Below are 7,491 nucleotides of genomic sequence, written 5' to 3' on the forward strand. Positions count from 1 at the left end.
TCCGTCTACCGCCCCATTGATCGCCGACTTCGCTGAAAAAGCCAGCGGCGACCGTCCCTGGCCGTCCTGGCGCGCGGTCCACAGGTCGTCCGGCGAAGGGGATAAGAGATGAGCGAAGGTTGACTCTTCGCATCATACAGAACCAGAACATTACAGGAACATTCATCAGCCTTGGGAACAGGAGGCTTCTCATGCGCGCCCGCCTGCCTGCCGGGCTCGACATCCTGCGCGATCGGATCCGCGCCCTTGAACAGGGCGGCCGGAACACCACCGGGGTGTTGCCCTTCGGCGTGAAAGATCTCGATCGCCATCTCCCCAGCGGCGGTCTTTCACTGGGCGCCGTTCATGAGATCGCAGGCGGCGGCGAGGAGGCCGTGGACGGCGCCGCAGCCGCCCTGTTCGCCGCAGGCATCGCCGCCCGGCGGCCCGGCCAGGTGTTGTGGTGCGTAACCCGCCCCGACCTCTTCGCACCGGCCCTGCGTCAGGCCGGTCTGGGGCCGGACCGGGTGATCTATGTCGAGGCCGGGGACGAGCCTTCCCTTCTCGCCTGTTTCGAGGAAGGCCTTCGTCATCCCGGTCTGGCCGCCGTCGTGGCCGAGACCGCCCGCCTCAGTCTCGTCGCGTCCCGACGGCTGCAACTGGCCGCCGAAGACTCGGGCGGCCTGGGTCTGGCGGTGCGCCGATGGCGACGGGCTTCGGAAGCCGCCGACTTCGGTCAGCACACCGCCTCCGCCACGCGCTGGCGCATCAGCCCGGCCCCCTCCTCGCCCTTGCCCGTGCCCGGCGTGGGGCGGGCGCGCTGGTTCGTCGAACTCATCCGTTGTCGCGGCGCCGAGGCCGCGGATTTCACCTTGGAAGCCTGTGATGAGACGGGTCGTCTCGCTCTACCTGCCGAACTGGTCCGTCGATCGTCTGCGACGCGGACTGGCGGACGTCGCGCCGCCGCCTGAGCTTCCCCTGATCCTCGCGGGTCGGTCCGGGCGCCGTCGGATCGTGCTCGCCGCCAACACGGCGGCGCTGGCCCAGGGCGCACGCGTCGGCATGGCGGCGACCCAGGCTCAGGCCCTCATCCCCGGCCTCGACGTTCGGGTGGCGGATCCGGCGGGCGACGAGGCCGCGCTCGGTCGTCTCGCCGTCTGGGCCATGCGCCGGTACGCCCCCGTCTGCCAGCCCGATCCGCCGGATGGCCTCGCCATCGACGCCACCGGGGCCGCCCACCTTCAGGGCGGGGAGGCCGCCATGCTGGCGGACATGATCCTACGCCTGAAGGAGGAAGGCATTGAAGCCGACGCCGCGATCGGTCCGACCTATGGCTCCGCCCATGCCGTGGTCCGCTTCCGACGCGCGCACCGTATGATCGCGGCCGACGCCGTCGACGCCGCCATCGCAGGATTGCCGCTGGCGGCGCTGCGGCTTCCGGAGGCGTTGATCGCGCATCTGCACCGGATGGGCTTCGACCGGATCGCCGACGTCGCACATCGGCCTCGCGCGCCTCTCACGCTCCGGTTCGGTCATGACCTCGGCCGTCGCATCGACCAGGCCTACGGGCGTGTGGACGAGCCGCTCGTCCCGGTCGAGGCGCCGGAGATCCCGACGGTGTCGCGGGTGTTCGGGGAGCCGATCGGCGCGCCGGAGACCCTCGAGCGCCATGTCACGGCGCTCGCCTCGGAACTGTGCGCGGCGTTGGAGATCCTGAGCCTGGGAGCCAGACGGCTGGACTGGTTGTGCGTCCGTGTCGACAACCGGGTCGAGGCGCAGAGGGTGGGCCTGGCCCGACCGACCCGGGATGCGGCCCGGCTGTCGCGCCTGCTGACCGACCGGATCGAAAAGATCGATCCGGGGTTCGGCATCGAGCGCATGACCCTGTCCGCAGTCCAGGCCGAACCCCTCGATTGGCGGTGGGGCAAGAGCGCCTTGGGCGAGACCGAGGGGCCAGACCTGTCGGATCTCGTCGATATGCTGTCCAACCGCATCGGCGCCCAGCGCCTGTATCGACTGGTCCCGGTCGAGAGCGACGTGCCCGAGCGCTCCGTCGGCAAGGCGCCGCCCCTTTCTGTCGCTCCGGTTCTGGACTGGACGCCGGATTGGCCGCGTCCCGCACGCCTGTTGAAGCGGCCCGAGCCCGTCGAGACCATGGCCCTGCTGCCCGACAATCCCCCGACCCACTTCACATGGCGAGGCGTACGGCGTCGGGTAGTCCGCGCGGACGGCCCTGAAAGGATATTCGGAGAATGGCGACGGCGGGACGCCGAGGTCTGGGCCGTTCGTGACTACTTCCAGGTTGAGGATGAGGTGGGGCGGCGGTTCTGGTTGTTCCGGGCTGGCGACGGCGAAGATGGTCGGACGGGGTCGCAAGCCTGGTTTATCCATGGACTGTTCGGGTGATCGATTGTCGCGTCAATCCGGGGTCACCTCGTTGGGCGCGTCGGGAGCGGCCTCGTCGGCCAACCAGTGCGAGGGGATGAGGAAATCGGCCTCGCCGCGCCAGTTGGCCACCTCTTTGACGCCCTCGATGTCGCCCCATGCATGATGGTCCGCATGATCCAGCACGATGATCTGCAGGCGGGAGTTGAACGACCCGTGCGCGCGAGCGAGGCTCGCGAAAATCTTGCGCGTACTCTCCAGATCGCCGAGCCGACCTTTGCGCCCACGAGCGGCGCCAATCGACTCTCCAGGCTCGTCAAGATCGGCTTCGCCGGTGACGATCTGTTCGAAGGTGTCGCTCGGGAAATAGACCTGGCTCGGCTGATCTATGACGAGGAAGGTCGGCACCGGATTGTTCTGGAGACGATTGAGGAAGACCCCGTGAAGCGCGAGCAGGGCGGCGAGATGGTAGGCCATCCAGTTCTCGCCGCTGCCGATTTCCCAGAGAAAATCCGCGCCCTTGGCGCCCTCGCGTTCGAACCGGAGATTCAGCTCGCGCTCATCGAGCATGGGCCGGCCTTCGGCGCCTTCGATCCCGAGATGCTCGATGAAGCGGACGATGTAGCTTGAGATACGGGCATGGACGTCCGAAGCGCGGCGGCGGCGTTCTTCGTCGTTGCCTTGCCGCTCGATATCCCGGATGTCGCCGCGAAGTTTGGCGACCTGGGCCTCCAGACCCTCGTCACCCTGGATATCCCCGAGCATGCGCAAGGCCTGTTCGGTCGATCCGATAAATCTGAAGATGTTCTCCAGGCTCTGCGACTGGCCGCGTTCCTTATCGACCTGCGCCTCGAACTCGCGTCGGGTGCGTTGCAGGGCCTGAAGATCGTTTTCCGCCTGAAGCAGGGAGCCCTGAACAGCGATAAGGTCACGATCAACCATAGGCCGAGCGGTCGTCGCGCCAGTCGAGAGGCTCTGCAGCTCAGCGATCGGGTCGTTCAGTTCCTCCAGGGCGTCTTTCGCCGCTTCGGTGTCCGATCCACACAGAACGCAGGACTCTCCCGCGACATGAGCCTTGAACCAGCCGACACCTTTCACGCTCGCCGACTGCTCAGCCAGCACATCGGCATAGTCGACCACCGCTCGGGAAAGGCTGCGCAGCTTGCGTAGGCGACGCCGTTCGGCGCCGATCTTCTGGTCGAGCGCCTGCTCCTGACGACGAATGTCGTCCAGCCGGGTCACCGCAGCCGTGACCCGGCCAGGAGCGGCGACAGATTGACCGCCGGCGGCGACCACCTCGGCGAGCACCGAGAGCAGCCCGCGCAGGTCTCCGGGCGGCTCTCCGGGCGGCACGAGACTGAGCTCCTGGGCGCGGAAGAAGGCGCCGCGTGCGTTTGCGCTCCAGTTGTCGATGGCGTTGCGCCGGGTCCGCAGCTCTGTCTCGACCTTGCGTAATTCGTCACGCAGCAGCCGAAGGCGATGGAGTCTCACCAAGTCTTCGTTGGTCACGATCCCCAAAGCGAGAGGCAGCACGTGGCGCAAGGTCTCGCGATGCTCCGAAGAGTCCGCCTTGAAGAAGAGCGTGTAGGGATTGGCCACGACATGTTGTGGCAGAAGGTTGAAGGCCGCCAGATCGCGGAAACTCGCCCGCCCGCCGAAGCCTTTGTCCTTCTCCGGATCGAGCGCCAGATTGGACAGGCCGGAATAGATGTCGAGCAGCGCTTTAAGACGCGCGACGTTGGAGTTCGCCGCCGGGCGCATGGGCAGGGGCTGCTCCACCTCAGGCCCCTGTTGCAGCCATATCTCCTCGGACACCTGACGCGCCGCCGGCTTAGGGCGGGCGATCCTCATAAGGCCGGCGTCGGTTTCGATGGTTAGTCCGAACCAAGAAACCGCGTTGCGGATCACACCGACAGCGATCGAGCAGGAGCCCGACCCGAGCACATAGTCGATGATGTTGACGATCGAGGATTTGCCAGTGCCGCTCCATCCGGTCACCACCGACACCGCGCCCGGGTCGAAGGTCAGCGTCCGGGGTTCGAAGCGAACGTCTTCCGGCCAGATGATGATTTCGCGGATGAAGAGCTTCATGGGTCAGAACTCGATGTTCAGCTGTCGCTGGGCGGCTTCAAAGCCGTCCATGGCGAACCAGGTCCCGAGCCGCTTGGCGGCGCTCAGGACGTGAGAGACCGGGGGGTCGAGATCCCGGATAGCTTGCGGAAGATCGGCGCCGCTCATCGCCCTGAAGCGAGGAAAGCCTTCTCCGCCTTCGCGGATCAGAAGGCCCGAGGCGACACCCACCTGCAGCGCCTTGAGCGCGGTGTCGGCATGCGCCTCCACACGGCGTTGCAGGCCGGCGAGCAAGTCGGGCCGCTCCACGACGGCTTTGAGGAACCCGCTGTCGAAATTCATGCCGTGGACCTTGTCCACCGTCGCGCGGTGAAGAAGCAGGGCGGCGCTGACCACAAAGATGGGCAGGATCGGCGGCGCGCCATGGGCCTTGCCGGCGTGGCGCTGGGCGACATGCCAGAAGGCGCTGGCCATCAGAGCCGGGTTTCTGGCCAGCAGTTCCTCGTGATCAATCTTCACCGGAGGGCTCCGGGGAATAGTTAGGGTCCCACCAGACCTGATTCTCGTCTGCCAGGCGGTGGTAGTGGCCGGACGTCATGTAGAGCTCGCCGCAGGGCTGACCATCCAGCGGTTCCTGGTGATCATAAGTGGCGTCGGCGAGCACGGCTTGTCCGATCTCCGTCGGCGGCTTGGGCTTCATCTCCCGGGTTCGGCGCCGCATCAAATTCTGCCATCGGGTGCGCAGGCGGTCACCCCGATCGCGCCATTCCCCGTCGGCGACCTCGCCCTCGATGACGAGCCGGTGCTTTTCGGCATTGAACTTCAGGAAATGATCGACGGCGTCGACAACATCCTCATCCTGGGCTTCGATCCGGCCGAGGTGCTCGACAAACGTCCGCGACAAGGCGCCGGCACGATCGGCGTCGGACACCCGTACATCCGAGGCCGCCCTCGGAAGAAGGCGGCTCCGCGCCTGGCGAGCCTGGAGGGCATCCTTCTGGAGTAGAATCGCGGCACGCGACACCATTCCGGGACGCCCGGCATTCCATTCCTCACGCACCAGCCGCGTCAGCCATCCGAGCAGGCCGTCCAGAATGTCCTCCGCATTCGCCCTGGGGCTCAAACCGAGGCCGTTCGCCATGGCGGCGCGATCCTCTGCCGGGTCGCCGGCCTCGACGATCTCGATGCGTCCGATCAGGTCGAGCAGTTCGTCGTCGGAGCGTTGTAGCACCCGGTCGATCAAGGCCTGCGCCTGTGTGACCTTGGTCGTTTTCTTGGACGGCGCCGTGCCTTCGGCTCGCAGGGCGACCAACACCTGCGCCGCGCTCGCCTCGCCAAGCTTGCGCTTCTTCAAGAGGGTGGAAATGGCCGTCTCCACAGGCCGATTGACGAAGAAGAGATATCGCTCGCAGGCGATCGCCTCAGGCGTCTCCTGCTGGAGCAACCAGATTTCCAGCGTGCGCCAGATCGCCTTGCTGCGGTCAGAGAGCAATCGGGCGCTGGGCGTCGCCGTGCTCTTGTCCTGTTCCTGAACGACGGCCTTACCATCCTTGAGGACGACCACGTCGTCCAGATGTTCCACGGCGATCACGGCCCCCACACCGGCATGGGCCAGATGGTGAAGCGCCCTTTCGAGTTGAAGGATGTAGCCGGCCGCCTGCGGCGCCGCCGTGTTGTTTATCGCCGCCAACCCCGACCCTAACTTCAACGGCGTTCCGCTTCGCCGGACAGCGGTTAGTTGTACGGATTCCTGCAAGAACGCCAATAGCTGGCTGGAACGAAGACTTTTTAATCCCGGCAGCCTCGACAGTTGGGATAGCGTCGGTCTGCGTTGCACGTCTAGATTATCGATCGGGCCGGAAGGGAGCGAGGGACGTGGAGCACTACACCAGCCGGGTGCGCGACAGCATCCTGCCCCTGTCCATCGCCAAAACCCTGCCTGCGGCGTTCCGCGAATGGCGGTTCACCGAGCGGACCGAGGACCACGGCGCGCCGGTCGAGACCTGTCGCCTCTGCGGTCAGGAAGGGCTCCGCTACCACTTCGAGATCGGCAACGAGCGGACCGACGAGACCCTTTGGGTCGGGTCACACTGCATTCTGAAGTTCGACGTCGCCATCGTCCAGGAAGGACGCCGACTGACGCCACAGGAGGCCAAGCGGCGACTGACCGAACTGACCAATGAGATGCAGCTCAAGGCCTGCATCGCCGCGCTGGAGAAGCTGGCTGCTGCGGAGAACAACGCGATCCTTGAAGGCGCGTTGGAATACTACAAGCGGCACGGGACATTGACGCCGAAATACGCAAACGTGGTCTTCTGGCGTCTGAAGACCAATGGGATCGACCACCAGCCCAGCTTCTTCAAGGTCGAGCTCAAACGTCAGCAGCACATCGACGATTTACAGTCGATGCCCACTGGACGCGTGCACAGGTTCTGGGCAGCGCTTAGTCCTGCCCAGCGAAAGAAGGCCATCGCCCTCGGTCACACGCCACCGCCCCCTGAATAAGAAAGTGATCTCGCTTTCCTGGCGTCGAAGAATGTGAACATAACGGGAACAAACCTCCCGTTGGGCCCATGTCGTACGTCGAACTCCAATGCGCGTCCCACTTCTCGTTCCTGAGAGGGGCGAGTTCTTGCGAGGAGCTGTTTGCCCAGGCGGCCGCCTGTGGGCTCGACGCGCTGGCGGTGACGGACCGGAACAGTCTGGCGGGCATCGTCCGGGCGCACGAGGCAGCGCGGGCGACCGGGGTTCGGCTGATCGTGGGCTGCCGTCTCGTGCTGGAGGATGGGGCGGAGATTCTCGTCTATCCCCGGGACCGGGCGGGCTACGCCCGGCTCTGTCGCCTGCTGACGGTGGGCAAGCGGCGGGCGGGCAAGGGCGGATGCCGGCCCGGGGGGGACGACCGGGAGACTTTGGGCGAAGGGTGGAACGCCGGGCTGGTCCCCGACGGCCTTACGGCGGCGCGGCGGAAGCCGGTGGCTCTGGGCGGAAGCTTCGGCGCAGCCGCCCATATGGCCCTGTACCCGCATCTGCGGGCACGCGGCCCGACCGTGTTGC

The 7,491-nt window shown here is 66.1% G+C and carries 7 protein-coding genes; 4 read left to right on the forward strand and 3 right to left on the reverse strand.

Annotated elements, in window-relative coordinates; all coding sequences use genetic code 11:
* Positions 1-191 precede the first annotated feature (191 nt).
* A complete protein-coding gene (locus ER13_RS06910; protein ID WP_035307855.1) occupies positions 192-950 on the forward strand; it encodes an ImuA family protein in 759 nt (252 codons plus the stop codon).
* Positions 865-2,385, forward strand: a complete 1,521-nt coding sequence (locus tag ER13_RS06915) for a DNA polymerase Y family protein (RefSeq protein ID WP_035307858.1) — start codon at positions 865-867, stop codon at positions 2,383-2,385. Before ER13_RS06910 ends, ER13_RS06915 begins: the two co-directional genes overlap by 86 nt.
* A 12-nt stretch (positions 2,386-2,397) precedes the next feature.
* Here ER13_RS06915 and ER13_RS06920 read toward each other — a convergent pair whose 3' ends face one another.
* The 3 genes from ER13_RS06920 to ER13_RS06930 are packed head-to-tail and all read right to left on the reverse strand — an operon-like array spanning position 2,398 to position 6,124.
* Positions 2,398-4,455 carry a DUF3732 domain-containing protein gene (locus tag ER13_RS06920; RefSeq protein ID WP_035307860.1) on the reverse strand — a complete coding sequence of 686 codons (2,058 nt, stop codon included), beginning with the start codon at positions 4,453-4,455 and terminating at the stop codon, positions 2,398-2,400.
* A 3-nt stretch (positions 4,456-4,458) separates the two neighbouring features.
* Positions 4,459-4,953 carry a three component ABC system middle component gene (locus tag ER13_RS06925; protein WP_035307862.1) on the reverse strand — a complete coding sequence of 165 codons (495 nt, stop codon included), beginning with the start codon at positions 4,951-4,953 and terminating at the stop codon, positions 4,459-4,461.
* Complete coding sequence (locus ER13_RS06930) at positions 4,943-6,124, reverse strand: ABC-three component system protein (protein WP_035307863.1); 1,182 nt, start codon at positions 6,122-6,124, stop codon at positions 4,943-4,945. The genes ER13_RS06925 and ER13_RS06930 overlap by 11 nt, the downstream gene beginning before the upstream one ends.
* Positions 6,125-6,309: 185 nt before the next feature.
* Here ER13_RS06930 and ER13_RS06935 point away from each other — a divergent pair, with 185 nt between their 5' ends.
* Together ER13_RS06935 and ER13_RS06940 are read left to right on the forward strand one after the other, a co-directional pair.
* Entirely contained in the window at positions 6,310-6,939 is a 630-nt protein-coding gene (locus ER13_RS06935) for a hypothetical protein (protein ID WP_035307865.1), read from the forward strand.
* Positions 6,940-7,007: 68 nt separating this feature from the next.
* Positions 7,008-7,491 (forward strand): PHP domain-containing protein (locus ER13_RS06940; protein WP_155988121.1); only part of this gene is annotated, 484 nt, incomplete at its 3' end.

The organism is Brevundimonas sp. EAKA, from assembly GCF_000698025.1.
GTDB lineage: Bacteria > Pseudomonadota > Alphaproteobacteria > Caulobacterales > Caulobacteraceae > Brevundimonas > Brevundimonas mediterranea_A.

Excerpts from the sequence above, each read along its gene's own strand:
- ER13_RS06910 (WP_035307855.1), top strand. The coding sequence starts at position 192 with ATGCGCGCCCGCCTGCCTGCCGGGCTCGACATCCTGCGCGATCGGATC.
- ER13_RS06915 (WP_035307858.1), top strand. The coding sequence starts at position 865 with ATGAGACGGGTCGTCTCGCTCTACCTGCCGAACTGGTCCGTCGATCGT.
- ER13_RS06920 (WP_035307860.1), bottom strand. The coding sequence starts at position 4,455 with ATGAAGCTCTTCATCCGCGAAATCATCATCTGGCCGGAAGACGTTCGC.